Source organism: Enterobacter mori LMG 25706 (genome assembly GCF_000211415.1).
Taxonomy (GTDB): Bacteria; Pseudomonadota; Gammaproteobacteria; order Enterobacterales; family Enterobacteriaceae; genus Enterobacter; species Enterobacter mori.
Genome location: NZ_GL890775.1, coordinates 722,311 through 748,591 on the forward strand (window position 1 = coordinate 722,311; position 26,281 = coordinate 748,591).

The following is a 26,281-nucleotide window of genomic DNA, read 5'->3' on the forward strand; positions in this document are numbered from 1 at the left end:
AATGCATAACGACAAAGATCTCTCCACGTGGCAAACGTTCCGCCGACTCTGGCCGATGATTGCCCCTTTCAAAGCAGGCTTGATCGTGGCGGGCGTAGCGTTAATCCTCAACGCAGCCAGCGATACTTTTATGCTATCGCTCCTCAAACCGTTACTGGATGACGGTTTTGGTAAAACGGATCGCTCAGTGCTGCTATGGATGCCGCTGGTGGTTATTGGGCTGATGATCTTACGCGGTATTTCCAGCTATATCTCCAGTTACTGTATCTCCTGGGTATCAGGAAAAGTGGTAATGTCCATGCGTCGCCGACTCTTCGGTCACATGATGGGCATGCCGGTCTCATTCTTTGATAAACAGTCTACGGGCACGCTGCTGTCACGTATTACCTACGATTCAGAGCAGGTGGCATCATCGTCCTCCAGCGCGCTGATTACCGTGGTCCGTGAAGGCGCATCGATCATCGGCCTGTTTATCATGATGTTCTATTACAGCTGGCAGCTGTCGCTCATCCTGATCGTGCTGGCACCGGTTGTCTCCATTGCTATCCGCGTCGTCTCAAAGCGTTTCCGCAATATCAGTAAGAATATGCAGAATACGATGGGGCAGGTCACGACCAGCGCTGAACAGATGCTGAAAGGCCACAAAGAAGTGTTGATCTTTGGTGGTCAGGAAGTCGAAACCAAGCGCTTTGATAAGGTCAGCAATAAAATGCGCCTGCAGGGAATGAAAATGGTGTCGGCCTCCTCTATCTCCGATCCTATCATTCAGCTGATTGCCTCACTGGCACTGGCATTTGTTCTGTATGCAGCGAGCTTCCCGAGCGTTATGGAGACCCTGACTGCAGGGACCATCACCGTAGTGTTCTCCTCCATGATTGCGCTGATGCGTCCGCTGAAATCCCTGACCAACGTGAACGCGCAGTTCCAGCGCGGGATGGCAGCATGCCAGACGTTGTTCAGCATTCTCGATTCCGAGCAGGAAAAAGATGAAGGTACGCGCGTGATTGAGCGTGCAAACGGAGACGTTGAATTCCGCAATGTGACCTTTACCTATCCAGGCCGCGAAGTGGCTGCACTGCGTAATATCAACCTGACGATTCCAGCAGGTAAAACCGTTGCGCTGGTGGGCCGTTCCGGCTCGGGTAAATCAACCATTGCCAGCCTGATTACGCGCTTCTACGACATTGATGAAGGTGAAATCCTGTTAGATGGTCATGACCTGCGGGAGTATACCCTGCAGTCGCTGCGTAACCAGGTTGCACTGGTTTCTCAGAACGTGCATCTGTTCAACGACACGGTTGCCAACAACATCGCCTATGCCCGTACTGAAGAGTACAGCCGCGAGCAGATCGAGAATGCCGCACGCATGGCGTATGCGATGGACTTCATCAACAAGATGGATAACGGTCTGGATACCATCATTGGTGAAAACGGTGTGCTCCTTTCCGGTGGTCAGCGTCAGCGTATCCCCATTGCGCGTGCGCTGCTGCGCGACAGCCCAATCCTGATTCTGGATGAAGCGACGTCCGCGCTGGATACTGAATCTGAACGCGCTATTCAGTCAGCGCTGGACGAACTGCAGAAGAACCGTACCTCTCTGGTGATTGCGCACCGTCTCTCGACCATCGAACAGGCTGATGAAATCGTGGTGGTAGAGGACGGCGTGATTGTCGAGCGGGGCAGCCATGCCGATCTGCTCGCCCACCGTGGCGTCTACGCTCAGCTTCATAAGATGCAGTTCGGTCAACAATGATTGCACGCATCTGGTCAGGTGAATCACCACTGTGGCGACTGCTTCTGCCGCTCTCCTGGCTCTATGGCCTGGTGAGCGGTGCCATTCGTCTGATGTACCGCCTGGGGCTGAAGCGCGCCTGGCGCGCACCGGTTCCGGTTGTGGTGGTCGGTAACCTGACCGCTGGTGGGAACGGCAAAACGCCGGTGGTGATCTGGCTGGTGGAGCAGTTGCAAAAGCGCGGTATTCGCCCAGGGGTTGTATCGCGCGGCTATGGTGGTAAAGCGACGCACTATCCGCTTCTGCTTACGGCTGATACAACAACGGCCGAAGCGGGTGATGAACCTGTCCTGATCTATCAGCGCACAGGTGTGCCGGTTGCGGTCTCACCCGTGCGCAGCGACGCCGTTCAGGCGCTTCTTGCCGGGCACGCTGTGGACATCATTATCACCGACGATGGCCTTCAGCATTACGCACTGGCGCGTGATAAAGAGATTGTGGTTATCGACGGCGTGCGCCGTTTTGGCAACGGCTGGCGGCTGCCTGCCGGCCCGATGCGTGAACGCGCGTCGCGTCTTCAGTCCGTTGATGCGGTCATTGTTAACGGTGGCCAGGCTAAGCCAGGGGAAATCCCTATGCATCTTCAGCCTGGCATGGCGGTTAACCTGTTAACGGGCGAGCGTAAGGCGGTTGAACAGCTGTCTGCACTGGTGGCGATGGCGGGTATTGGTCACCCTCCGCGCTTCTTCGCGACGCTGGAGCAGTGTGGTGCCCGGCCAGAAAAACGCGTTCCGCTGGCAGACCACCAGGCGCTGGTGGAAGGTCAGGTAGACGCCCTGACCGTACCCGGGCAGTCGCTGATCATGACCGAAAAAGATGCGGTGAAATGCCGCGCCTTTGCGAAAGAAAACTGGTGGTATCTGCCGGTTGACGCTGAACTCAGCGGCGAGCAGCCGGAACACTTGCTCAAGGAACTGATTGCGTTGGTGCGATAAACGCTTACGCGGTTCTGGTGGCGCTTTGACTGACAGGAAAACGCATGTCTTTACCGCAACTCTCGCTTTCAGCCGCACGTCATTTACACCTTGCTGCCCAGGGGCTGCTTAAAAAGCCTCGCCGTCGCGCACAACCCTCTGACATTCTCTCCACCGTACAGCGCATGTCGTTGCTGCAAATCGATACCATCAACATCGTGGCGCGAAGCCCTTACCTGGTGCTCTTCAGCCGTCTGGGAAATTATCAGCCGCAGTGGCTAGACAATGCGCTTAGTCAGGGTGAGCTAATGGAATACTGGGCACATGAAGCCTGTTTCCTGCCCCGCAGTGATTTCGCGCTGATTCGTCACCGCATGCTCTCTCCGGATAAGATGGGCTGGAAATATCGTCAGGAGTGGATGCATGAACACGCCGCTGAAATTGAGCAGCTTATCGCGCATATTCAGGAAAACGGTCCGGTGCGTTCGGCTGATTTTGAGCATCCGCGAAAAGGGGCGAGCGGATGGTGGGAGTGGAAACCGCATAAACGTCATCTGGAGGGGCTGTTTACATCCGGTAAAGTGATGGTTGTGGAACGACGTAACTTTCAGCGCGTATACGACCTGACGCACCGCGTGATGCCGCACTGGGACGATGAGCGTGACCTGCTTACGCAGGAAGCGGCCGAAGCCATCATGCTGGAGAACAGCGCCCGCAGTCTGGGGATTTTTCGTCCGCAATGGCTGGCAGACTACTACCGACTCCGTCAGCCTGCGCTAAAACCGTTGCTGGAGATGTGGCAGCGCGAGCAGCGCGTCATACCTGCCGCTGTCGAAACGCTGGGCGAGATGTGGCTGCATGCCGATTTGCTCCCGCTTTTACCACAGGCGCTGGAAGGTAAGCTCCAGGCCACGCACAGCGCGGTACTGTCACCTTTCGACCCGGTCGTCTGGGACAGAAAACGGGCCGAGCAGCTGTTTAATTTCAGCTACCGGCTTGAGTGTTACACCCCCGCGCCAAAACGCCAGTACGGTTACTTCGTTTTGCCTCTGCTGCATAAAGGGCAACTGGTGGGACGCATGGATGCCAAAATGCACCGCAAAACCGGGACGCTTGAAATCATCGCGCTGTATCTTGAAGACGGGGTTAAGGCGACGGCTACCCTGGAGAAAGGATTATCATCCGCCATTAGCGATTTTGCGCGCTGGCAAGGGGCGAGCAGCGTGACGCTGGGCCGTATGCCGGACGGGCTGTTTACAACCTGCCGAAGTGGTTGGGAAACAGACACTCCCTGAAAAGGGAATGTGTTAAGCTTTAGCGATTACCCATACGGAGGAACTATGGATCACCGTTTACTTGAAATTATTGCCTGCCCAGTGTGCAACGGCAAACTCTACTACAGCCAGGATAAACAAGAGCTGATTTGCAAGCTGGACAGTCTGGCTTTCCCGCTGCGGGACGGTATTCCGGTCCTGCTGGAGAATGAAGCCCGTTCCCTGGTGGCAGAAGAGAGCAAGCCATGAGTTTCGTTGTCATTATTCCGGCGCGCTATGCATCAACGCGTCTGCCGGGTAAACCGTTGGTAGATATCAACGGTAAGCCAATGATTGTGCATGTCCTGGAGCGTGCGCGTGAATCGGGTGCAGACCGCGTCATCGTGGCAACCGATCACTCGGACGTGGCGCAAGCGGTTGAAGCGGCGGGGGGGGAAGTGTGCATGACTCGCGCCGATCACCAGTCCGGCACTGAGCGTCTGGCGGAAGTGGTTGAGAAATGCGGTTTCAGCGATGATACGGTCATCGTCAACGTGCAGGGCGATGAGCCGATGATCCCGGCGGTTATTATTCGCCAGGTAGCGGAAAATCTGGCGCAGCGACAGGTTGGCATGGCCACCCTCGCGGTACCCATTCATCATGCTGAAGAAGCATTCAACCCGAATGCGGTTAAAGTGGTTATGGATGCCGAGGGCTATGCGCTCTATTTCTCTCGCGCGACGATCCCTTGGGATCGCGATCGCTTTGCGGTATCGAAAGAGACCATCGGTGATTCATTCCTGCGCCACATTGGGATCTACGGCTATCGTGCGGGCTTCATTCGCCGCTATGTCAACTGGGCACCAAGCCCGCTGGAACATATTGAAATGCTGGAGCAGCTCCGCGTGCTCTGGTATGGCGAAAAAATCCACGTAGCCGTTGCCAAAGAAGTTCCCGGAACGGGCGTTGATACGCCGGAAGATCTTGAGCGCGTTCGCGCCGAACTGCATTAATTTTGCCTCCATCCCTCCTTACGGGGGGATGTTCTCACCCCACAATTTTTTCTTTCTTACTCTTAATTGATCTCTTCCGGGTGACATCCTTTGCTCACGCGCTCATTATAAAAGCAGTAGCCTTAATGGGGGTAATCTCATATGGAACAGCTGCGTGCCGAACTGAGCCATCTGCTTGGCGAGACGTTGAGCCGGGTCGAGTGTGTGAATGAAAAGGCGGATACCGCACTTTGGGCGCTGTATGACAGTCATGGAAACCCAATGCCTCTCATGGCCAGAAGCTTTACCTCACCCGGCGTCGCCAGACAGCTGGCATGGAAAATATCGATGCTGGCAAGGGAAGGTACGGTGCGAATGCCGACGGTTTACGGTGTCATGACGCATGAGGAACACCCCGGCCCGGATGTCCTGCTTATTGAGCGCCTGCGTGGCGTCTCTGTTGAAGCCCCGGCGCGCACGCCGGACCGCTGGGAACAGCTGAAAGATCAGATCGTCGAGGCGTTGCTGGCCTGGCACCGGCAGGATAGCCGCGGGCTCGTCGGTCCCGTCGACAGCACTCAGGAGAACCTGTGGCCGCTCTGGTATCGTCAGCGGGTGGAAGCGCTGTGGGGAACGCTTAACCAGTTCAACAACACCGGTTTAACCATGCCGGACAAACGCATTCTGTTTCGCACTCGCGAGTGCTTGCCTGCGCTGTTTGACGGCTTTAATGATAACTGCGTGCTGATACACGGCAATTTTACCCTGCGCAGTATGCTGAAAGATCCCCGCAGCGACCAGCTGTTGGCGATGGTTGGGCCGGGCATTATGCTCTGGGCACCGCGCGAGTACGAACTGTTCAGACTATGCGACAGCGCCTCTGCGGAAGGTTTGCTCTGGCATTATCTGCAACGGGCACCTGTCGCGGAGGCGTTTCTCTGGCGGCGCTGGCTCTATTTGCTTTGGGATGAAGTGGCGCAACTGGTGAATACCGGACGGTTCAATCGCGCCAACTTCGACCTGGCGACAAAATCACTCTTGCCCTGGCTCGCCTGACGCGCCTTTCAGCCATTGCCAGAGGCGTCCAAGCGTCTCGTAACCGACACGATCGCTGTGCATCAACCAGACCGGGGACGGGATTGCTCGTTCCCACGGGTTAAGCGGCGCGTTGATCGCTATCTGGTTAGCCGGTGCGGGTAGGGGATGTAATCCCTGTTTCTCGAAGAAAATCATCGCTCTCGGTAAATGCGACGCCGATGTCACGAGCAGGAACGGCACGTCGCCGATGGCCTGCTTCACCGCGGCGGCTTCCTCTTCGGTGTCTTTTGGGCTGTCCAGGGTGATGATAGACGAACGTGGCACGCCCAGTGATTCAGCGACGCGTGCGCCAGCCTCCGCCGTACTCACCGGGTTTGTTTTGGCTGCGGCTCCGGTGAAGATCATTTTCGACCCCGGATTAGCAAGCCACAGGCGAATACCTTCGTTCAGGCGCGGCAGGCTGTTGTTGATCAGATTAGAGCTGGGTGCCCAGTTCGGATCCCAGGTATACCCGCCACCCAATACCACGATGTACTCCACTTTCTGATTTCCCTGCCAGGTCGGGTACTTATTTTCGATGGGGCGTAACAGACCATCCGCGACCGGCTGCAGGCTCAGCAGCAGCATCATCAGCCAGCCGAGGGTGATAAGCGTTTTGCCACTTTTCTGAAAGCGGCTGAACCACACCAGTGCCAGCCCCAGCGCGATGAGAAGCAGCAGCAGGGGAAGGGGAAGCATCATGCCTCCGATGTATTTTTTTAGGGTAAAAAGCATCCTTTTTGGTTCCTTTTTTAACCATACAGCAGGCGATTACCCGTGATATTACACCAGAGTGGTTCATTCTCCGCGCGGGTGTGACAAAATAGCGGTTTTGCAGTTAGCGAGTGGAACCTTCCCAATGCGGGATCGCAATTTTGATGACATCGCGGAAAAGTTTTCGCGCAACATTTATGGCACCACCAAAGGTCAGCTTCGGCAGACGATCCTCTGGCAGGATCTGGACAAGCTGTTGGCGGAACTGGGTGACCGGCGGTTGCGCGTGCTCGATGCCGGTGGCGGGGAAGGTCAGACTGCAATTCTGATGGCGCAGCGGGGGCACCACGTCACGCTTTGCGATCTTTCTGCTGAGATGGTTACTCGCGCCGAACGCGCGGCAGAAGAGAAAGGTGTGAGCGACAACATGCATTTTATACATTGCGCCGCTCAGGACATTCCCCAGCATTTGGAAACGCAGGTTGATCTGATATTGTTTCATGCTGTGCTCGAATGGGTCGCCGAACCGCAAGCCATGTTAAAAACGCTGTGGTCGATGTTGCGTCCGGGCGGTGCGTTATCGCTGATGTTCTACAATGCAAACGGTCTGCTGATGCGAAACGTGCTGGTGGGCAATTTTGGCTACGTGCAGCAGGGTATGTATAAAAAGAAACGGCGCACGCTATCGCCGGATTTCCCTCGTGAACCGCAGCAGGTCTATGGCTGGCTGGAGGAGATCGGTTGGGAGATCACCGGTAAAACAGGCGTGAGGGTGTTTCATGATTATCTGCGTGATAAACAAAAACAGCATGACTGTTTAGACGCCTTAACAGAAATAGAAACGCGGTATTGCCGCCAGGAGCCTTATCTGAGCCTTGGCCGCTATATACACGTCACCGCGCGCAAGCCGCAGAAGCAAGGATAATCTATGAGTGAATTTTCCCAGACAGTCCCCGAACTGGTTGCCTGGGCCAGGAAAAACGATTTCTCCATCACGCTGCCGGTAGACAGACTCTCCTTCCTGCTGGCGGTTGCCACGCTGAACGGCGAACGGCTGGATGGTGAAATGAGCGAGGGTGAACTGGTGGATGCGTTCCGCCATGTCAGTGATGCGTTTGAGCAAACCAGCGAAACCATTAGCGTGCGTGCCAACAACGCAATCAACGATATGGTGCGTCAACGTCTGCTGAACCGCTTTACCAGCGAGCAGGCGGAAGGAAACGCCATTTATCGTCTGACGCCTCTGGGGATCGGCATTACCGATTACTACATTCGCCAGCGCGAGTTTTCGACGCTGCGTCTCTCCATGCAGCTATCGATCGTGGCGGGCGAGCTTAAGCGCGCCGCCGACGCGGCAGATGAAAACGGTGACGAATTCCACTGGCACCGTAACGTCTACGCGCCGCTGAAGTACTCGGTGGCAGAGATTTTCGACAGCATCGATCTGACCCAGCGTCTGATGGATGAACAGCAGCAGCAGGTGAAAGACGATATCGCTCAATTGCTGAATAAAGACTGGCGTGCAGCCATCTCCAGCTGTGAACTTTTATTGTCAGAAACCTCCGGTACGCTGCGTGAACTGCAGGATACGCTGGAAGCCGCAGGCGACAAGCTGCAGGCCAATCTGCTCCGCATCCAGGATGCGACCATGGCGCACGACGACCTCCACTTTGTCGACCGTCTGGTCTTCGATCTGCAAAGCAAACTCGACCGTATTATTAGCTGGGGCCAGCAGTCGATCGACCTGTGGATCGGCTACGACCGACACGTGCATAAATTTATCCGTACCGCGATCGATATGGATAAAAACCGCGTCTTCGCTCAGCGTCTGCGTCAGTCGGTACAAACCTATTTCGATGCCCCATGGGCGCTGACCTACGCGAATGCCGACCGTCTGCTGGATATGCGCGACGAAGAGATGGCGCTACGTGATGAAGAGGTGACCGGTGAATTGCCACCGGATCTGGAATACGAAGAATTTAACGAAATTCGCGAACAACTTGCGGCGATGATCGAAGAACAGCTCGCTGTCTACAAAACCAGACAAGCACCGCTGGATCTTGGTCTCGTGGTGCGCGACTATCTGGCGCAATATCCTCGCGCGCGGCACTTTGACGTTGCCCGCATCGTGGTAGATCAGGCGGTACGCCTGGGCGTCGCGCAAGCAGATTTCACCGGACTGCCGCCGAAGTGGCAGCCGATCAACGATTACGGAGCCAAGGTACAGGCGCATGTCATTGACAAATATTGAACAAGTGATGCCAGTAAAGCTGGCACAGGCGCTGGCGAATCCGTTATTTCCGGCGCTGGACAGCCAGCTGCGTGCCGGTCGTCACATTGGTCTTGACGAGCTGGATAATCACGCTTTTTTGATGGATTTCCAGGAATACCTGGAAGAGTTCTACGCGCGCTACAACGTGGAGCTGATTCGCGCGCCGGAAGGGTTTTTCTACCTGCGCCCGCGCTCAACCACGCTGATTCCGCGTTCCGTACTCTCCGAGCTGGATATGATGGTCGGCAAAATCCTCTGCTACCTCTACCTCAGCCCGGAACGTCTGGCGAACGAAGGGATTTTCACTCAGCAGGAACTCTACGACGAACTGCTGTCGCTGGCAGATGAAAGCAAATTGCTGAAGCTGGTGAACAACCGTTCGACAGGTTCCGATCTTGACCGTCAGAAATTACAGGAAAAAGTTCGCTCTTCCCTGAACCGTCTGCGTCGTTTGGGCATGGTCTGGTTTATGGGCCATGACAGCAGCAAATTCCGCATTACGGAATCCGTCTTCCGCTTTGGCGCCGACGTGCGCGCGGGTGACGACGCCCGTGAAGCGCAGCTGCGCATGATCCGCGACGGTGAAGCGATGCCGGTGGAAAACCATTTGCAGCTCAATGATGAGCATGAAGAGAATCAGCCGGATAGCGGGGAGGAAGAGTAATGATTGAACGCGGTAAATTTCGCTCACTAACGCTGATTAACTGGAACGGCTTCTTCGCCCGAACCTTCGATCTGGATGAGCTGGTTACGACGCTCTCCGGCGGTAACGGTGCGGGTAAATCCACCACCATGGCGGCATTTGTGACGGCGCTGATCCCCGATCTCACGCTGCTGCACTTCCGTAACACCACCGAAGCGGGCGCGACAAGCGGCTCTCGTGATAAGGGTCTGCACGGTAAGCTGAAGGCCGGTGTCTGTTATTCGGTGCTGGACGTGATCAACTCTCGTCACCAGCGCGTGGTGGTGGGCGTGCGTCTGCAGCAGGTTGCCGGTCGCGACCGTAAAGTGGATATCAAACCGTTCGCCATCCAGGGGCTGCCAACATCCGTGCAGCCGACGGCGCTGCTGACGGAAACGCTGAACGAACGTCAGGCGCGCGTGCTGACGCTGCAGGAGCTGAAAGACAAACTCGAAACTATCGAAGGTGTGCAGTTCAAGCAGTTCAACTCCATTACCGACTACCACTCCCTGATGTTCGATCTGGGCGTGGTGGCGCGTCGTCTGCGCACGGCATCAGACCGTAGCAAATACTACCGTCTGATCGAAGCGTCCCTGTACGGCGGTATCTCCAGCGCCATTACCCGCTCCCTACGCGACTACCTGCTGCCGGAAAACAGCGGCGTGCGTAAAGCCTTCCAGGATATGGAAGCCGCGCTGCGTGAGAACCGCATGACGCTGGAAGCCATTCGCGTGACCCAGTCTGACCGCGACCTGTTTAAACACCTTATCAGCGAAGCCACCAACTATGTGGCCGCAGACTATATGCGTCACGCCAACGAGCGCCGCATTCATCTCGATCAGGCATTAGAGTACCGCCGCGAGCTGTTTACCTCGCGTAAGCAGCTGGTGGCCGAGCAGTATAAGCACGTCGAAATGGCGCGCGAGCTGGGTGAGCACAACGGTGCCGAAGGTGACCTGGAAGCGGATTATCAGGCCGCCAGCGATCACCTCAACCTGGTGCAGACCGCGCTGCGTCAGCAGGAAAAAATCGAGCGTTATGAAGCGGACCTCGATGAGCTGCAAATTCGCCTCGAAGAGCAAAACGAAGTGGTGGCCGAAGCCGCCGACATGCAGGAAGAGAACGAAGCCCGCGCCGAAGCCGCCGAGCTGGAAGTGGATGAGCTGAAAAGCCAGCTCGCCGATTACCAGCAGGCGCTGGACGTGCAGCAGACGCGTGCTATTCAGTACACTCAGGCCCTGCAGGCGTTACAGCGTGCCAAAGAGCTGTGTCATCTGCCTGACTTAACGCCAGAAAGCGCCGACGAATGGCTGGATACCTTCCAGGCCAAAGAGCAGGAAGCCACTGAGAAACTCCTGTCACTCGATCAGAAAATGAGCGTCGCGCAAACGGCGCACAGCCAGTTTGAGCAGGCTTACCAGCTGGTCGTGGCGATTAACGGCCCGCTGGCGCGTAATGAAGCCTGGGACGTCGCCCGTGAACTGCTGCGTGACGGGGTGAACCAGCGCCATCTGGCCGAGCAGGTTCAGCCGCTGCGTATGCGTCTCAACGAGCTGGAACAGCGTCTGCGCGAGCAGCAGGAAGCCGAGCGTCTGCTGGCGGAATTCTGCAAGCGTCAGGGGAAAAATTACGATTTCGACGAGCTTGAGGCTCTGCATCAGGAGCTTGAAGCGCGTATTGCGGCACTTTCAGACAGTGTCTCTAACGCCAGCGAACAGCGTATGACGCTGCGCCAGGAGATGGAGCAGCTTCAGTCCCGCTCGCAAAAACTGTTGCAGCGTGCGCCGGTCTGGCTGGCAGCTCAAAGCAGCCTGAGCCAGCTCAGCGAACAGTGCGGCGAGCAGTTTGAATCCAGTCAGGAAGTGACCGAATACCTGCAGCAGCTGCTGGAGCGCGAGCGCGAAGCGATTGTTGAGCGTGATGAAGTTGGCGCCCGCAAGCGTGAAGTCGACGACGAAATTGAACGCTTAAGCCAGCCGGGCGGTGCGGAAGATCCGCGTCTCAATACGCTGGCAGAGCGGTTTGGCGGCTTACTGCTGTCCGAAATTTACGACGATGTTGGTCTGGACGATGCGCCGTATTTCTCCGCGCTGTATGGTCCGTCGCGTAATGCAATTGTCGTCCCGGATCTGTCGCTGATTTCTGAGCAGCTGGCAGGACTGGAAGATTGCCCGGAAGATCTCTACCTGATCGAAGGGGATCCGCAGTCGTTTGATGACAGCGTATTCAGCGTCGACGAGCTGGAAAAAGCGGTGGTGGTGAAAATCGCCGACCGGCAGTGGCGCTATTCCCGCTTCCCGGAACTGCCGCTATTTGGCCGTGCCGCGCGTGAAAACCGTATTGAAAGCCTGCACGCCGAGCGTGAAACGCTCTCCGAACGCTTTGCGACGCTGTCGTTTGACGTTCAGAAAACCCAGCGTTTGCACCAGGCATTCAGCCGCTTTATCGGAAGCCATCTTGCCGTGGCCTTTGACGCGGATCCGGAAGCTGAGATTCGCAAGCTCAATACTCGCCGTGGTGAACTTGAGCGCGCGATTGCCAATCATGAAAGTGACAACCAGCAGAGCCGCGTCCAGTTTGAACAGGCGAAAGAGGGCGTCGCCGCCCTTAACCGCATCCTGCCGCGCCTGAATCTGCTGGCTGATGACACGCTGGCTGACCGCGTAGATGAAATCCAGGAACGTCTGGATGAAGCGCAGGAAGCCGCGCGTTTTGTGCAGCAGCACGGTAATCAGCTGGCGAAGCTGGAGCCGGTCATCTCCGTTCTTCAAAGCGACCCGGAGCAGTTCGAGCAGTTAAAAGAAGATTACGCCTGGTCACAGCAGGTGCAGCGCGAAGCGCGTCAGCAGGCGTTTGCCCTGACGGAAGTCGTACAGCGTCGCGCCCACTTCGGCTACTCCGATTCAGCAGAAATGCTGAGCGGAAACAGCGATCTGAATGAAAAGCTGCGTCAGCGCCTGGAGCAGGCTGAAGCCGAGCGTACTCGCGCTCGTGAAGCCATGCGTACGCATGCCGCACAGCTGAGCCAGTACAGTCAGGTCATGGCCTCGCTGAAAAGCTCCTTCGATACCAAGAAAGAGCTGTTGAACGATCTACACAAAGAGCTGCAGGATATTGGCGTGCGTGCCGACAGCGGTGCGGAAGAACGTGCGCGCATTCGTCGCGATGAACTGCACAGCCAGCTCAGCAACAACCGCGCGCGCCGCAACCAGCTGGAAAAAGCGCTGACCTTCTGCGAAGCGGAAATGGACAATCTGACGCGTCGCCTGCGCAAGCTGGAGCGTGACTATCACGAAATGCGCGAGCAGGTCGTGACTGCGAAGGCGGGCTGGTGCGCGGTGATGCGCATGGTGAAAGACAATAACGTTGAGCGTCGACTACACCGTCGCGAGCTGGCCTATCTTTCCGGGGACGAATTGCGCTCCATGTCGGATAAAGCGTTGGGTGCGCTGCGTCTGGCGGTGGCGGATAACGAACACCTGCGTGATGTGTTGCGCATGTCGGAAGATCCGAAGCGTCCAGAGCGCAAAATCCAGTTCTTCGTGGCCGTTTATCAGCATCTGCGCGAACGTATTCGTCAGGACATCATCCGTACCGACGATCCGGTCGAAGCCATCGAACAGATGGAAATCGAGCTGGGTCGCCTGACGGAAGAGTTGACCTCCCGCGAGCAGAAGCTGGCTATCAGCTCCCGCAGCGTGGCGAACATCATCCGTAAGACCATTCAGCGTGAGCAGAACCGTATCCGCCAGCTCAACCAGGGCCTGCAGAGCGTGTCGTTTGGCCAGGTTAACAGCGTACGTCTGAACGTGAACGTGCGTGAGGCTCACTCTACGCTGCTGGACGTGCTGTCTGAACAACACGAACAGCACCAGGATCTGTTCAATAGCACCCGTCTGACCTTCTCTGAAGCGCTGGCGAAGCTGTATCAGCGCCTGAACCCGCAGATCGATATGGGCCAGCGTACGCCGCACACCATTGGTGAAGAGCTGCTGGCTTACCGTAACTATCTGGAGATGGAAGTTGAGGTTAACCGTGGCTCCGACGGCTGGCTGCGTGCTGAGTCTGGTGCGCTGTCGACGGGTGAGGCTATCGGTACCGGTATGTCGATTCTGGTGATGGTTGTCCAGAGTTGGGAAGATGAAGCGCGTCGCCTGCGCGGGAAAGACATCTCGCCATGTCGTTTGCTGTTCCTTGATGAAGCGGCGCGTCTTGATGCCCGTTCCATCGCCACGCTGTTTGAGCTTTGCGATCGCCTCGATATGCAGCTCATCATCGCGGCACCGGAGAACATCAGCCCGGAAAAAGGGACGACGTACAAACTGGTACGTAAAGTGTTCCAGAACAGCGAACATGTTCACGTTGTCGGGTTACGCGGTTTTGCACCGCAACCACCTGAGTCTTTACCGGGTACGGCAGACGCCTCCTGAGGTGTTTTGTTACAAAGCGCGGCGCAGTAGCGCCGCTTTTTTTTACTCTTAGCTTGTGCTTACGGCTGCGTTATCTTTAAACTTCTTTACATAAGGTAAGCCAACAGCATGTGTGCCTACCTATAATGAAAGAAAGCCCCAATGTGATGGGCGTGTCGTGAAAACAGGGGGCAAGGGATGTTGCTAAAGAAAAATCGTGGTCGTCAGCTGTCAGCGCTGAGTTTGTGTCTGGCAGTGATGTTTGCTCCACTGTTTACCGCGCAGGCTGATGAGCCTGAGGTTGTACCGACTGACAGCTCTGCAACGATGGGCGCTCAGCCGACATCGTTGTCGCAGCCGCTGGAGCAGTCGCCAGCAACGGCCATTATGGCCGGTATTACGCCGTTACCTGAAGGTATCGACACAGAGTCTGTTCGTCAGCAGCTGCAGTCCGGGCTGCCATCAGGATATACGCCTGCTTATCTCAATCAGCTCACGCTGCTCTATGCCGCGCGTGATATGAAACCGATGTGGGATAATCGTGATGCGGTGCGTGCTTTCCAGCAGCAGCTGGCAGAAGTGGCCATCGCGGGCATTCAGCCGCAGTTTACGACCTGGGTTGAGCTGTTGACCGATCCAGCCGTGACGGGGAAGGAGCGTGACGTGGTTCTCTCGGATGCCATGATGGGGTATCTCCAGTTTGTGGCGGGCATTCCGGTGAATGGCAATCGTTGGTTATACAGCGAAAAACCGTACAAACTGGCGACGCCAGCCCTGTCGGTCATAAACCAATGGCAACTGTCACTGGATAATGGCGACCTGCCGCGCTTTATCGCAAGCCTTGCGCCTGCACATCCGCAATACGCCACAATGCATCAGTCGCTGCTTGAACTGGTTACGGATTCGCGCCCGTGGCCGCAACTCCGAGCGGCGGCCACGCTGCGTCCGGGGCAGTGGAGCAGTGATGTTCCCGCACTGCGCGAAATTCTCAAACGTTCCGGCATTCTGGATAATGGGCCAAAAATTGCGCTTCCTGGCGATGACGGTCAAAGCGTGGCGGTGAGCCCGTCGGCACCGGTAAAAGAGACCAGCGCAGCTCCGCTAAGCTCGAAGCCAGCCGCGTATGATCGCGAGCTGGTTGCAGCAGTTAAGCAGTTCCAGGCTATTCAGGGGCTGGGTGCCGATGGCGTAATTGGTCCGTCAACGCGCGACTGGCTGAATGTTTCTCCGGCACAACGGGCGGGTGTACTGGCGCTGAATATCCAGCGTTTGCGCTTGCTGCCAGGCACGCTGTCTACCGGCATCATGGTAAATATACCGGCGTATTCGCTGGTCTATTACCAGAACGGGAGTGAAGTGCTGGCTTCGCGTGTGATTGTCGGGCGTCCCGATCGTAAAACGCCAATGATGAGCAGCGCGCTGAATAACGTGGTGGTTAACCCGCCGTGGAACGTCCCGCCGACGCTGGCTCGTAAGGATATCCTGCCTAAGGTCTGGAACGATCCAGGATATCTGGAGCGCCACGGGTATACCGTGATGCGTGGATGGAACAGTAAAGAGGCGATAGATCCCTGGATGGTTGACTGGTCAACGATAACGGCGTCGAATTTACCGTTCCGCTTCCAGCAGGCTCCGGGCGCCCATAACTCGCTGGGGCGCTATAAATTCAACATGCCAAGTTCAGATGCAATCTATCTGCATGATACGCCGAACCACAACCTGTTCCAGAAGGATACGCGCGCGCTCAGTTCGGGTTGCGTCCGTGTGAATAAGGCCTCCGAGCTGGCGAATATGCTGCTGCAGGATGCGGGCTGGAACGATACGCGGATTTCAGATGCGTTGAAACAAGGTGATACCCGTTACGTTAATATTCGACACAACATTCCGGTCAATCTTTACTATCTGACGGCGTTTGTCGGCGAGGACGGGCGCACCCAGTACCGTACAGATATTTACAATTATGATCTCACCGCGCGATCCGGCGCACAAATTTTGCCAAAAGCTGAACAATTAATCAGGTAAATGAAGTAGTTCGGGCAAATTGATTGTCGTAAGTTATGGTGAATACGGGGCGATCTGGCTGTAAGCCGCGTATTCACTGGGGTTGGGCGCCTTGACGTAAGCCATTTTGACAGTTAAGGTGCCCTTCGTGCGCTAAGCATATTTACGATTTCATTGACCTGTAGACCTGATTATCATGGACAAATTTGACGCTAATCGCCGCAAATTGCTGGCGTTAGGTGGTGTTGCGCTCGGCGCTGCGGCCATCCTTCCGACGCCAGCATTTGCCACCCTCTCGACACCACGTCCGCGTATTTTAACGCTCAACAATCTTCATACCGGTGAGTCGCTTAAAGCGGAGTTTTTCGATGGCAGAGGCTATATTCAGGATGAATTAGCAAGACTTAACCATTTTTTCCGTGATTTCCGCGCGAATAAAATAAAAGCCATCGATCCAGGACTGTTTGATCAGATTTTCCGCCTTCAGGGCCTGCTGGGAACCAGCAAGCCGGTGCAGCTCATTTCAGGATACCGTTCACTCGATACCAACAATGAACTGCGCGCCCACAGCCGTGGGGTAGCGAAAAAAAGCTATCACACCAAAGGGCAGGCAATGGATTTCCACATTGAAGGCGTTTCGTTAGCCAATATTCGCAAAGCCGCGTTATCTATGCGCGCAGGTGGTGTAGGATACTACCCACGTAGCAACTTTGTGCATATTGATACCGGGCCGGTTCGGCACTGGTAATAACGAAACACAGGAGCAGTATGAACTATCGTATTATTCCGGTTACCGCGTTCTCCCAGAACTGTTCATTGATCTGGTGCGAGCAAACTAAACTGGCCGCGCTTGTCGATCCCGGCGGTGACGCTGAGAAAATCAAGCAGGAAGTTGCAGCAAGCGGCGTTACGCTGATGCAGATTTTGCTCACTCATGGTCATCTTGACCATGTGGGTGCTGCGGCTGAACTGGCTGAACACTACGGTGTGCCGGTGATCGGCCCGGAAAAAGAAGATGAGTTCTGGCTGCAGGGGTTACCCGCCCAAAGCCGCATGTTTGGCCTTGATGAGTGTCTGCCATTGACGCCCGATCGTTGGTTAAACGAAGGAGATCGCGTTACCGTAGGGAATGTGACTTTACAGGTGTTGCATTGTCCTGGGCATACGCCAGGCCATATCGTCTTCTTTGATGACCAGTCACGTCTGCTGATTTCCGGCGATGTTATTTTCAAAGGTGGCGTAGGACGCAGCGATTTCCCGCGCGGCGATCACGGTCAGCTGATTCAGTCGATTAAACAAAAGTTATTGCCGCTGGGTGATGACGTCACGTTTATCGCAGGACACGGTCCGATATCGACGCTGGGCTATGAACGGCTCCATAACCCGTTCCTTCAGGACGAAATGCCTGTCTGGTAACCCGAATAAAAAAAGCCTGCATAACGCAGGCTTTTTTATGCGCGCAACTTACAGTACGGCGACAATCGCTTCGCACAGTGGCGCCATGTTGTCAGGCGTCATGCCTGCAACGTTCACGCGGCCAGACGCTACGGCGTACACGCCATACTCTTCACGCAAACGCAGAACCTGCTCTTTGGTCAGGCCGCTGAAAGAGAACATGCCGTTCTGTTTGATGATAAAGCTGAAGTCGCGGTCAGCGCCTTTCTCAGCCAGCGTGTTCACGAACAGCAGGCGCATACGCTGAATGCGCTGGCGCATATCGTTCAGCTCTTGTTCCCAGATCGCACGCAGGGCATCGTTGCTCAGGATGGTGGCAACAACAGACGCACCGTGTGCCGGTGGGTTAGAGTAGTTGGCACGGATCACGGACTTCATCTGGCTGAACGCACGATCGACGGTCTCTTCGTTTGCCGCGACCAGCGTACAGGCACCTACGCGCTCATTGTACAGGCCGAAGTTCTTGGAATAGGAACCCGCCACGATCAGTTCCTGATGCACGGCTGCGAACGCGCGCAGGCCTTCCGCATCTTCTTCCAGACCACGGGCAAAGCCCTGATAGGCGAAGTCAAACAGCGGCAGCCAGCCTTTCTCCACGGACAACTTAGCCAGGTGTTCCCACTGCTCCAGCGTCGGGTCGATACCGGTTGGGTTATGGCAGCAACCGTGGAACAGCACCACGTCACCTGCCTGCGCTTCGCTCAGGCTTGCCAGCAGGCCGTCAAAGTCGAGAGAGTGATTTGCCGCGTCGTAGTAAGCATATTCACGTACTTCCAGACCCGCAGAGTTAAAGACGCTCTTGTGGTTTGGCCAGCTTGGGTTGCTCACCCATACGCGCTTAACAGAGGTATTTTTCGCCAGGAAATCCGCCGCAACGCGCAGCGCGCCGGTACCGCCAGGGGTTTGTGCTGTGCGAGCGCGTTTGCTGCTCACAATTTCGCTGCCTTTACCGAACAGCAGCTCCTGGGTGCAGCGACCAAATTCAGGGATACCATCAATACCGAGGTAGTTTTTGGTGGTTTCGTTTTCCAGCAGATACTGTTCAGCTTTTTTAACGCTGGTCAGGACCGGGGTTTTGCCGGTTTCATCTTTATATACACCAATACCCAGGTTGATTTTGCCAGGGCGGTCGTCGGCACGAAACAGATCGGCCAGGCCCAGAATAGGGTCGGCAGGAGCGGCGGTAATGTTCTCAAACATGACGAAGTTCCATTGTGATTACAGAAGTGAAATCCGCTATCAGGTTAACGGTAGATTTACAAAATGCCAACCGTTTGCGACGAAAAGCGTGCGGCTTTTCAAAAGTCGCCATTATTTTCTGTCGGGCATAAAAAAACAGGGCCGAAGCCCTGTTCATTAAGCATATAACAACGTGGTGTACTGATTAGAACTGGTAAACCAGACCTACAGCAACGGTATCATCGTTATTGATGCCCAGTTTGTTGTCGTCTTTCAGCTGGTTGATCTGGTAGTCAACATAGGTGGACATGTTTTTGTTGAAGTAGTAAGTCGCACCGATGTCGATGTAGTTGATGTAATCTTCATCACCCACGCCTTCTACGTCTTTCGCTTTAGATTTGTAGTAAGCGATGGATGGACGCAGACCGAAGTCGAACTGGTACTGAGCAACAACAGAGAAGTCCTGAGTTTTGTTAGCGAAGCCGTTGTCCAGGCGAGCCGCGTTACGCATTTCACCGTACAGCGCTGCCAGGTAAATGTTGTTCGCGTCGTATTTCAGACCGGTAGCCCATTGCTCAGCTTTATCGCCTTTGCCCCACTGCAGATTCTGCTGGGCATTGGTACGGTCAGCTGCGCCGTAAGCACCTACAACACCGAAACCGTCGAAATCGTAGCTAACAGAAGTTGCCCAGCCGTCGCCGTTGGAACGTGACGCATCGGTACGCTCGTTTTTGCCCAGGTACTGAACGCCAAAGTTCAGACCGTCAACCAGACCGAAGAAGCCGCTGTTACGGTAAGTCGCCAGACCACCAGTACGGCCAGAGAAGAAGTTGTCGCTCACGCCGGTGTCGCCGCCGAACTCTGGCAGCATATCGGTGATGCCGATTGCATCATAAACCAGGCCATAGTTACGACCGTAGTCGAAGGAGCCTGCGTCACCGAATTTCAGACCTGCGAATGCCAGACGGGTTTTGTTACCGGACTGTGCATCGGAGCCTTCAGAGTTGTTACCCTGGAAGTTGTATTCCCACTGACCGTAACCAGCCAGCTGATCGTTGATCTGAGTTTCGCCTTTGAAGCCCAGACGCGCGTAAGTTTTGTCGCCATCGTTGCCGTCATTATCAGAGAAGTAATGCAGACCAACAGCTTTCCCGTAAAGATCTAATTTGTTGCCGTCTTTGTTATAGATTTCTGCAGCGTTTGCTGCACCGGCTACCAGCAGGGCAGGGATAACCACTGCCAGGATATTGCGCTTCATCATTATTTATTACCCTCATTGGTTTTTTTATGACACTCGCCACTGCCGTCAATAAATTCTGTCAATAAATATTTCCGGAACTATTGATGAGAGTTAGGTGTCTTTATGTATCTGACAGGCATCTTTCCATTCATAGAACCGTTTCGCTAGCCTGAAAGTGCTACAATTTTCAAGATTGGGTAACAAAAAGAAATAATGTGTAACTAGATGTGTATTTTTGGGAACTTTGTGAACCATCTCAAATTTCAGAGAGACTTGGTTAATTAAGCGGCGGTTTCATTCCTATATATATGAATTGCTTATGTTTAATTTGGCTAAAGGCAATTCATATAAACAGCAGTTAAACAGCTCACCTTTTCTTATGACCGCGAAAGGCCTTCTGGATGGCTGTGAAATTGAATAAAAAATATGCTATTGCTTGAGAATTAAATAAGCACAATAAGAATGCGGGATATTTTTTATTCACAGATATTTCATGGAAACAACACGTAACAGCTAGTGCTTTTGACGGGGTTGTCTTTTAAAGAGGCTGACTTTGCACTGACATAAACTGACATTGCAGAATAAAATAATGGCCAGCATGTGCTGGCCATTATCATTGAGGCGGGTTAGAAGCTTGCGTTACGCGGCGTACGTGGGAACGGAATCACATCACGGACGTTCTGAACACCGGTTACGTAGGCAATCAGACGCTCGAAGCCCAGGCCGAAGCCTGAATGCGGAACAGTACCGTAACGGCGCAGGTCGCGATACCAGCTGTAGTCAGCCGGGTTGAGACCCATCTCTTCCATACGGGCATCCAGGACGTCCAGACGCTCTTCACGCTGAGAACCCCCGATGATTTCACCGATGCCAGGTGCCAGGACATCCATTGCGGCAACGGTTTTACCGTCTTCGTTAAGGCGCATATAGAAGGCCTTAATGTCTTTCGGGTAGTTTTTCACGACAACCGGTGCTTTGAAGTGTTTCTCTGCCAGATAGCGTTCGTGCTCAGAAGAGAGATCCACGCCCCAGTAAACCGGGTTCTCGAACTTCTCACCGCACTTCTCGAGGATGGCAACCGCATCGGTGTAATCCACCTGCGCGAAGTCAGCGGATACAAAGCGCTCCAGACGGGCAATCGCGTCGTTATCCACGCGCTCAGCGAAGAATTTCATGTCGTCTGCCCGTTCTTCCAGAACGGCTTTAAACACGTATTTCAGCATGGCTTCCGCCAGGCCTGCCACATCATTGAGATCGGCAAAGGCCACTTCTGGCTCCAGCATCCAGAATTCCGCCAGGTGGCGGCTGGTGTTGGAGTTTTCTGCGCGGAAGGTTGGGCCAAACGTGTAGATCTTAGACAGCGCACAGGCATAGGTTTCACCGTTGAGCTGGCCGGATACCGTCAGGAAGGCTTCTTTACCAAAGAAGTCTTTGTCGTAATCCACTTTACCTTCCGGCGTACGCGGCAGGTTTTCCATATCCAGCGTAGAAACGCGGAACATCTCACCCGCACCTTCAGTGTCGGACGCGGTGATTAGCGGCGTGGATACCCAGAAGTAACCCTGCTCATCGAAGAAACGATGCAGCGCCTGCGCCAGCGTGTGACGCACGCGGGCCACCGCACCGATCAGGTTGGTGCGTGGACGCAGGTGTGCCACTTCGCGAAGATACTCAATGCTGTGGCGTTTTGCCGCCATCGGGTAGGTATCTGGATCTTCCACCCAGCCGGTGACTTCAATCGCCGAAGCCTGAATTTCGAAGCTCTGGCCCTGACCAGGCGATGCGACAACCACGCCGGTAACAATGACGGAGCAACCTGTGGTCAGGCGCAGAACGTCATCATTGTAATTGGGCAGAGAATTATTAATGACGGCCTGTACAGGATCAAAGCAGGAACCGTCATAGACGGCGAGGAAGGAGATGCCAGCTTTAGAATCTCGGCGGGTACGCACCCATCCGCGCACGGTGACTTCTTGGTCAACGGCGACACGGCCCTGGAGTACGTCGGCTACAGGCACAACGCTCATAATATTCTCTCTGTTAATTGTCGGAAATGATAAACACTTGTCCGCCCTTATGGGGGGATATCTATGTTACCTGGCATCCGCCATCAGACAAGCAGATTTCGCAGTCTTAAGAGAAGAAATAAGAAATAAATAAGAAGTGGGGAGCCTTTACGGCTCCCGAATGCGGTTAACTGGCTTTTTTAACCTGCGGCAGATCGAAGGCTTTACGCAATGCGCGGACGAAAGCTTTGTCATGACAGATGGTTTTACCCGGACTATCAGAGAGTTTCGCCACCGGCTTGCCGTTACATTCCACCAGCTTTATGACGATGTTCAGAGGTTTTACCTGAGGAATATCGCAGGTCAAACGGGTGCCAATACCAAAGCTCAGATTCACTCTGGAGGAGAAGTGGCGGTAAAGATCCACCGCTTTGGCTAAATCAAGGTTATCAGAGAAGACCAGGACTTTCGTCATCGGATCAATGCCCAGCTTCTCGTAATGGGCAATGGCCTTTTCACCCCATTCCACCGGGTCTCCGGAGTCATGGCGTAAACCCTGATAACGCTCAGCAAATTCAGGACCGAAGTCGCGAAGGAAGGCATCCATTGTGATGCAGTCGGTGAGGGCGATCCCCAGTTGATTCGGATACTCATCAAGCCATGCGGCCAGAGCCGCGCGCTGGCTATTGGCCAGGTCAGGGCTGATCTGCTGATGCGCCTGGAACCACTCGTGCGCCTGGGTGCCCATTGGCGTCAGGTCCAGACGACGTGCAAGGTCGTAATTGCTGGTGCCCACAAACCACGGCTCTTGCTGAAGACGTTTAACGATAGCCTGCTGTACTTCGCGAGAGAAACGGCGGCGGGTGCCAAAGTCCATCAGGCGGAAGCGGGACATATCCAGCCCTTCGGTCAGGTGGGAAAATTCAACCAGCTTATTCTCCAGTGAGGCAACCGCCTGCTCAACGCCGGTTTCCGGCGAACGGTAGCGGTGGGCCAACTCGCTGATCACCGCCAGAAGCGGCACTTCCCACATGATCACTTCACGCCACGGACCGGCAAGGCGGATATTCAGCTTGCCATTATCGTTAGTCACCGTGACCTGCTCTGGCTTGTAGCGGAAGTCGCGCAGCCAGGTAAGGTAGTCAGCTTTAAAGAAGGGCAGGCCGGAAAGCCAGTGATATTCGTCGTCCTGCAGCGCCAGATGCTGCATGGCATCGACCTGTTCACGAATGGAATCCGCGTAGATACCCAGCAAGTCGTCGCCCCGGCAGCGAAACTCCGCCGCAACATGAACGTCATGGTAATGGTGGAAAACGGCTTGCTGCATATGCAGTTTATACGCGTCGGTATCCAGCAATGTATGCAGAACAGGAGAAGCGAATTGAGTCATAGGTGCGCAGTAGCATCCTCTCACGGGAGCGTTTAGTACAATAAACAACTCCGGAGTATACCTGTTTTAGTGATTTATTGAACCCCGATCACAACATAAGCGCTCTTTATGGTCGAGGGCATTTTGTGCCTCGTGTTATACAAATGTAGCGAAAAAGGTGTTTGTACCTGAAAAGATGAACATTCTGCATAGCGCGTTTTAGACAACAGGAATATATTGAAACGTTACTCGACAAACGATGCATAAGGTTTTCTATGACACAACAGCCACAAGCCAAATACCGCCACGACTACCGTGCGCCGGATTACCTGATTAGCGATATCGATCTGACTTTTGACCTGGATGCCACTAAAACCGTCGTGACAGCGGTGAGCCAGGTGACGCGCCAGAGCGCGACGGCTGTACCGCTGCGTCTTGATGGTGAAGACCTGACGCTGGTTTCCCTGCATATTAATGATGAAGCGTGGACTGATTATAAAGAAGAAGGCAACCAGCTGGTTATCGACAACCTGCCGGAACGCTTTACGCTGCGCATCGTTAACGAAATCAGCCCGGCTGCCAATACCGCGCTGGAAGGGCTCTACCAGTCAGGCGTGGCGCTGTGTACCCAGTGTGAAGCTGAAGGCTTCCGCCACATTACCTGGTATCTTGATCGCCCGGACGTACTGGCGCGCTTTACCACCAAAATCATTGCCGATAAAACCCTGTATCCGTTCCTGCTCTCGAACGGCAACCGCGTGGGCGAAGGCGAGCTGGAGAATGGTCGTCACTGGGTACAGTGGCAGGATCCGTTCCCGAAACCGTGCTATCTGTTTGCGCTGGTGGCGGGTGATTTCGATGTCCTGCGCGACACCTACAAAACCCGCTCTGGCCGCGACGTTGCGCTGGAACTGTTTGTTGACCGCGGCAACCTTGACCGCGCGCCGTGGGCGATGACCTCGCTCATCAACTCCATGAAGTGGGACGAAGAGCGCTTCGGCCTCGAATACGATCTCGACATTTATATGATCGTCGCCGTCGACTTCTTCAACATGGGCGCGATGGAGAACAAAGGTCTTAACGTCTTTAACTCCAAATACGTGCTGGCGCGTACCGATACCGCCACTGATAAAGACTATCTCGATATCGAACGCGTCATCGGGCACGAATATTTCCATAACTGGACCGGTAACCGCGTCACCTGCCGGGACTGGTTCCAGCTGAGCCTGAAAGAGGGCTTAACCGTCTTCCGCGACCAGGAGTTCAGCTCCGATCTGGGCTCCCGCGCCGTGAACCGCATCAACAACGTGCGGACCATGCGCGGCCTGCAGTTTGCGGAAGATGCCAGCCCAATGGCGCACCCGATTCGTCCGGATAAAGTCATCGAGATGAACAACTTCTACACCCTGACGGTGTACGAAAAGGGCGCTGAAATCATCCGCATGATCCACACCCTGCTGGGCGAAGAGAATTTCCAGAAAGGGATGCAGCTCTACTTCGAGCGTCACGACGGCAGCGCCGCCACCTGCGACGACTTCGTCCAGGCGATGGAAGACGCGTCCAACGTGGATCTGTCCCATTTCCGCCTCTGGTACAGCCAGGCCGGTACACCTGTCGTGACCGTTAAAGACGACTACAATCCGGAGACCGAGCAGTACACCCTGACCATCAGCCAGCGCACGCCGCCAACGGCCGAGCAGGCGGAGAAACAGCCGCTGCACATTCCGTTCAGCATTGAGCTGTACGATAACGAAGGCAAAGTGATCCCCCTGAAGAAAGGCGGTCACCCGGTACACAGCGTGCTAAATGTCACCCAGGCGGAGCAGACGTTTATTTTCGATAATGTTTACTTCCAGCCGGTACCTGCGCTGCTGTGCGAATTCTCTGCGCCGGTAAAACTGGAGTACAAGTGGAGCGATCAGCAGTTGACGTTCCTGATGCGTCACGCGCGCAATGACTTCTCTCGCTGGGATGCAGCGCAGAGCCTGCTGGCAACCTACATCAAGCTGAACGTCAACCGCTATCAGCAGGGCCAGCCGCTGACGCTGCCGGTTCATGTTGCGGATGCCTTCCGCGCGATCCTGCTGGACGAGAACATTGACCCGGCACTGGCGGCTGAAATTCTGACCTTACCGTCCGCGACTGAAATCGCCGAGCTGTTCGAGATTATCGACCCGATTGCGATTGTCGCAGTGCGTGAAGCGCTAACCCGCACGCTGGCTGCCGAACTGGCGGATGAGTTCCTGGCCATTTACAACGCGAACAAGCTGGATGCGTACCGTGTTGAGCATGCCGATATCGGCAAACGTTCCCTGCGCAATACCTGTCTGCGCTATCTGGCCTTTGGTGAGGTGGAACTGGCGAACACGCTGGTCAGCAAGCAGTATCACGAAGCCGATAACATGACCGACGCGCTGGCTGCCCTCGCCGCAAGCGTTGCCGCCGAGCTGCCGTGTCGTGATGCGCTAATGCAGGAGTACGATGACAAATGGCATCAGGATGGTCTGGTGATGGACAAATGGTTCATTCTGCAGTCCACCAGCCCGTCCGCCGATGTGCTGAGCACCGTACGTCGTCTGCTGAAGCACCGCTCGTTCACCATGAGCAACCCGAACCGCGTTCGCTCGCTGATTGGCGCGTTTGCCAGCAGCAATCCGGCTGCCTTCCACGCGGAAGACGGCAGCGGCTATCAGTTTATGGTGGAAATGCTGCCCGAGCTGAACAGCCGTAACCCGCAGGTGGCGTCGCGCCCGATTGAGCCGCTGATCCGCCTGAAACGCTACGATGCGAAGCGTCAGGCGAAGATGCGCGCCGCGCTTGAGCAGCTGAAAGGGCTGGAGAACCTGTCTGGCGATCTGTACGAGAAGATTGCTAAGGCGCTGGCCTGATAGAAAGCTTAACCCTCCCTCTCCCTGTGGGAGAGGGC

The 26,281-nt window shown here is 55.1% G+C and carries 19 protein-coding genes; 14 read left to right on the top strand and 5 right to left on the bottom strand.

All coding sequences use genetic code 11. The features are described from left to right. Position 1: 1 nt before the first annotated feature. The 6 genes from msbA to ENTMO_RS0108475 all read left to right on the top strand — a co-directional run bounded on the left by msbA (position 2) and on the right by ENTMO_RS0108475 (position 6,007). Positions 2 to 1,753 carry a lipid A ABC transporter ATP-binding protein/permease MsbA gene (gene msbA / locus ENTMO_RS0108450; RefSeq protein WP_010429262.1) on the top strand — a complete coding sequence of 584 codons (1,752 nt, stop codon included), beginning with the start codon at positions 2 to 4 and terminating at the stop codon, positions 1,751 to 1,753. Then, positions 1,750 to 2,727, top strand: coding sequence for a tetraacyldisaccharide 4'-kinase (lpxK, locus tag ENTMO_RS0108455; protein ID WP_010429264.1), 978 nt, complete (start codon positions 1,750 to 1,752; stop codon positions 2,725 to 2,727). Before msbA ends, lpxK begins: the two co-directional genes overlap by 4 nt. 44 nt (positions 2,728 to 2,771) lie before the next feature. Next, positions 2,772 to 4,001, top strand: coding sequence for a winged helix-turn-helix domain-containing protein (locus ENTMO_RS0108460; RefSeq protein ID WP_010429267.1), 1,230 nt, complete (start codon positions 2,772 to 2,774; stop codon positions 3,999 to 4,001). Positions 4,002 to 4,046: 45 nt separating this feature from the next. After that, positions 4,047 to 4,229: a protein YcaR gene (gene ycaR, locus ENTMO_RS0108465; RefSeq protein WP_006174474.1), complete on the top strand. Its 183-nt coding sequence runs from the start codon at positions 4,047 to 4,049 to the stop codon at positions 4,227 to 4,229. Beyond that, a complete protein-coding gene (gene kdsB, locus ENTMO_RS0108470; protein WP_010429271.1) occupies positions 4,226 to 4,972 on the top strand; it encodes a 3-deoxy-manno-octulosonate cytidylyltransferase in 747 nt (248 codons plus the stop codon). The genes ycaR and kdsB overlap by 4 nt, the downstream gene beginning before the upstream one ends. Positions 4,973 to 5,113: 141 nt before the next feature. Continuing rightward, positions 5,114 to 6,007, top strand: a complete 894-nt coding sequence (locus tag ENTMO_RS0108475) for a YcbJ family phosphotransferase (RefSeq protein WP_010429273.1) — start codon at positions 5,114 to 5,116, stop codon at positions 6,005 to 6,007. Here ENTMO_RS0108475 and elyC read toward each other — a convergent pair. Then, positions 5,984 to 6,763 carry an envelope biogenesis factor ElyC gene (gene elyC / locus ENTMO_RS0108480; protein ID WP_010429275.1) on the bottom strand — a complete coding sequence of 260 codons (780 nt, stop codon included), beginning with the start codon at positions 6,761 to 6,763 and terminating at the stop codon, positions 5,984 to 5,986. The two genes, ENTMO_RS0108475 and elyC, sit on opposite strands and share 24 nt — an antisense overlap. Before the next feature lie 124 nt (positions 6,764 to 6,887). On the opposite strand from elyC, the gene cmoM reads away from it, so the two are divergent. The 7 genes from cmoM to ENTMO_RS0108515 all read left to right on the top strand — a co-directional run bounded on the left by cmoM (position 6,888) and on the right by ENTMO_RS0108515 (position 17,522). Continuing rightward, positions 6,888 to 7,667 carry a tRNA uridine 5-oxyacetic acid(34) methyltransferase CmoM gene (cmoM, locus tag ENTMO_RS0108485; protein WP_010429276.1) on the top strand — a complete coding sequence of 260 codons (780 nt, stop codon included), beginning with the start codon at positions 6,888 to 6,890 and terminating at the stop codon, positions 7,665 to 7,667. 3 nt (positions 7,668 to 7,670) lie between these two features. Next, positions 7,671 to 8,993, top strand: coding sequence for a chromosome partition protein MukF (mukF, locus tag ENTMO_RS0108490; protein WP_010429279.1), 1,323 nt, complete (start codon positions 7,671 to 7,673; stop codon positions 8,991 to 8,993). Next, positions 8,974 to 9,678, top strand: a complete 705-nt coding sequence (gene mukE, locus ENTMO_RS0108495) for a chromosome partition protein MukE (protein ID WP_003858208.1) — start codon at positions 8,974 to 8,976, stop codon at positions 9,676 to 9,678. Before mukF ends, mukE begins: the two co-directional genes overlap by 20 nt. Then, positions 9,678 to 14,126, top strand: a complete 4,449-nt coding sequence (gene mukB, locus ENTMO_RS0108500) for a chromosome partition protein MukB (RefSeq protein ID WP_010429285.1) — start codon at positions 9,678 to 9,680, stop codon at positions 14,124 to 14,126. The genes mukE and mukB overlap by 1 nt, the downstream gene beginning before the upstream one ends. A gap of 177 nt (positions 14,127 to 14,303) precedes the next feature. After that, the gene (ldtD, locus tag ENTMO_RS0108505) at positions 14,304 to 16,127 is read left to right on the top strand and encodes a L,D-transpeptidase (protein WP_010429288.1); all 1,824 of its coding nucleotides are present in this window, start codon (positions 14,304 to 14,306) and stop codon (positions 16,125 to 16,127) included. Positions 16,128 to 16,302: 175 nt separating this feature from the next. Beyond that, on the top strand, positions 16,303 to 16,854 hold the full coding sequence (locus ENTMO_RS0108510) for a YcbK family protein (protein WP_010429293.1): 552 nt from the start codon (positions 16,303 to 16,305) through the stop codon (positions 16,852 to 16,854). Between the two features lie 20 nt (positions 16,855 to 16,874). Next, the gene (locus ENTMO_RS0108515) at positions 16,875 to 17,522 is read left to right on the top strand and encodes an MBL fold metallo-hydrolase (RefSeq protein WP_010429295.1); all 648 of its coding nucleotides are present in this window, start codon (positions 16,875 to 16,877) and stop codon (positions 17,520 to 17,522) included. Positions 17,523 to 17,570: 48 nt separating this feature from the next. Here the strand turns inward: ENTMO_RS0108515 and ENTMO_RS0108520 are convergent, their stop codons facing one another. The 4 genes from ENTMO_RS0108520 to pncB all read right to left on the bottom strand — a co-directional run bounded on the left by ENTMO_RS0108520 (position 17,571) and on the right by pncB (position 23,376). Next, positions 17,571 to 18,761 (bottom strand): amino acid aminotransferase, encoded by a 1,191-nt coding sequence (locus ENTMO_RS0108520; RefSeq protein ID WP_010429298.1) that lies wholly within the window; start codon positions 18,759 to 18,761, stop codon positions 17,571 to 17,573. Positions 18,762 to 18,945: 184 nt separating this feature from the next. Then, a complete protein-coding gene (ompF, locus tag ENTMO_RS0108525) occupies positions 18,946 to 20,001 on the bottom strand; it encodes a porin OmpF (protein WP_010429301.1) in 1,056 nt (351 codons plus the stop codon). A gap of 605 nt (positions 20,002 to 20,606) precedes the next feature. Next, positions 20,607 to 22,007: an asparagine--tRNA ligase gene (gene asnS / locus ENTMO_RS0108535; RefSeq protein ID WP_010429307.1), complete on the bottom strand. Its 1,401-nt coding sequence runs from the start codon at positions 22,005 to 22,007 to the stop codon at positions 20,607 to 20,609. Positions 22,008 to 22,173: 166 nt separating this feature from the next. Beyond that, positions 22,174 to 23,376: a nicotinate phosphoribosyltransferase gene (pncB, locus tag ENTMO_RS0108540; RefSeq protein WP_010429311.1), complete on the bottom strand. Its 1,203-nt coding sequence runs from the start codon at positions 23,374 to 23,376 to the stop codon at positions 22,174 to 22,176. A gap of 254 nt (positions 23,377 to 23,630) precedes the next feature. On the opposite strand from pncB, the gene pepN reads away from it, so the two are divergent. Beyond that, positions 23,631 to 26,243, top strand: a complete 2,613-nt coding sequence (gene pepN, locus ENTMO_RS0108545; protein ID WP_010429313.1) for an aminopeptidase N — start codon at positions 23,631 to 23,633, stop codon at positions 26,241 to 26,243. The last annotated feature ends 38 nt before the right edge of the window (positions 26,244 to 26,281 follow it).

Bases quoted from the DNA above. Each gene is read 5' to 3' on its own strand.
- ENTMO_RS0108520 (WP_010429298.1), bottom strand. From the start codon at position 18,761: ATGTTTGAGAACATTACCGCCGCTCCTGCCGACCCTATTCTGGGCCTG.
- asnS (WP_010429307.1), bottom strand. From the start codon at position 22,007: ATGAGCGTTGTGCCTGTAGCCGACGTACTCCAGGGCCGTGTCGCCGTT.
- ldtD (WP_010429288.1), top strand. From the start codon at position 14,304: ATGTTGCTAAAGAAAAATCGTGGTCGTCAGCTGTCAGCGCTGAGTTTG.
- elyC (WP_010429275.1), bottom strand. From the start codon at position 6,763: ATGCTTTTTACCCTAAAAAAATACATCGGAGGCATGATGCTTCCCCTT.
- ENTMO_RS0108515 (WP_010429295.1), top strand. From the start codon at position 16,875: ATGAACTATCGTATTATTCCGGTTACCGCGTTCTCCCAGAACTGTTCA.
- cmoM (WP_010429276.1), top strand. From the start codon at position 6,888: ATGCGGGATCGCAATTTTGATGACATCGCGGAAAAGTTTTCGCGCAAC.
- msbA (WP_010429262.1), top strand. From the start codon at position 2: ATGCATAACGACAAAGATCTCTCCACGTGGCAAACGTTCCGCCGACTC.
- lpxK (WP_010429264.1), top strand. From the start codon at position 1,750: ATGATTGCACGCATCTGGTCAGGTGAATCACCACTGTGGCGACTGCTT.
- ENTMO_RS0108510 (WP_010429293.1), top strand. From the start codon at position 16,303: ATGGACAAATTTGACGCTAATCGCCGCAAATTGCTGGCGTTAGGTGGT.
- ENTMO_RS0108460 (WP_010429267.1), top strand. From the start codon at position 2,772: ATGTCTTTACCGCAACTCTCGCTTTCAGCCGCACGTCATTTACACCTT.
- ENTMO_RS0108475 (WP_010429273.1), top strand. From the start codon at position 5,114: ATGGAACAGCTGCGTGCCGAACTGAGCCATCTGCTTGGCGAGACGTTG.
- mukF (WP_010429279.1), top strand. From the start codon at position 7,671: ATGAGTGAATTTTCCCAGACAGTCCCCGAACTGGTTGCCTGGGCCAGG.
- kdsB (WP_010429271.1), top strand. From the start codon at position 4,226: ATGAGTTTCGTTGTCATTATTCCGGCGCGCTATGCATCAACGCGTCTG.
- mukE (WP_003858208.1), top strand. From the start codon at position 8,974: ATGTCATTGACAAATATTGAACAAGTGATGCCAGTAAAGCTGGCACAG.
- ycaR (WP_006174474.1), top strand. From the start codon at position 4,047: ATGGATCACCGTTTACTTGAAATTATTGCCTGCCCAGTGTGCAACGGC.
- pepN (WP_010429313.1), top strand. From the start codon at position 23,631: ATGACACAACAGCCACAAGCCAAATACCGCCACGACTACCGTGCGCCG.
- pncB (WP_010429311.1), bottom strand. From the start codon at position 23,376: ATGACTCAATTCGCTTCTCCTGTTCTGCATACATTGCTGGATACCGAC.
- ompF (WP_010429301.1), bottom strand. From the start codon at position 20,001: ATGATGAAGCGCAATATCCTGGCAGTGGTTATCCCTGCCCTGCTGGTA.
- mukB (WP_010429285.1), top strand. From the start codon at position 9,678: ATGATTGAACGCGGTAAATTTCGCTCACTAACGCTGATTAACTGGAAC.